This is a genomic window from Treponema sp. R6D11, assembly GCF_054786075.1.
The window spans coordinates 1-590 of record NZ_BDHD01000619.1; the positions used below are offsets into that span (position 1 = coordinate 1).

Here is a 590-nt window from a genome sequence, read left to right on the forward strand (position 1 = left end):
AATGTAGAACCAATCATCTCCGGGCGACTAGCATGTATAATTGCGTTAGCCTCGCTATGGACACTTCGGCATAGTTCGTATCTCTCGCCACGAGGAATATTTTTTTCATTCCTGAAACAGTCTCCTCTGTCGCTACAGTTCGCGCGTCCTCTAGGAGAGCCTGTGTAACCCGTTGAAACGATTTGGTCGTTGTTCACAATAATCGAACCAAAATTTCGGCGCAAACAAGTCCCTCTGCTTGATATGCTTTGAGCAATGTCTAAATAATAATTTGTTTTGTCTTTTCTCACTTTTCTCTCCCTAAGAAGCCATCATTTCTTCTTTTGAAATTTTCTTGCGTATTCTTTGTATTGCATTATCGATAGATTTAGGAGTCTTGCCAACTTGTTCTGCAATTTCAACATAGCTGTTTCCTTCTAAAAATGATTCCAAAACTTTATATTCAAACTTGGATAGTTCACGCTCAAGCTTGCTGAACATAGTTTCCTTGTATTCTTTAGCGAAAAATACGTTTTCTGGAATTTCCGAAACAGGAACAGGGAAGTCGACAGGAGTATAATTCGAATCTTCAGAAGCGGGTTTTGTAAGCG

The 590-nt window shown here is 39.7% G+C and carries 2 protein-coding genes; both read right to left on the reverse strand.

Annotated elements, in window-relative coordinates; all coding sequences use genetic code 11:
* A partial coding sequence (locus tag ACYVTD_RS15085) for a deoxycytidylate deaminase (protein WP_461248527.1) occupies positions 1–290 on the reverse strand: 290 nt, incomplete at its 3' end.
* Positions 291–300: 10 nt separating this feature from the next.
* Positions 301–590, reverse strand: a 290-nt coding sequence (locus ACYVTD_RS15090; protein WP_461248528.1) for a sigma factor-like helix-turn-helix DNA-binding protein, incomplete at its 5' end; no start/stop codon positions are given.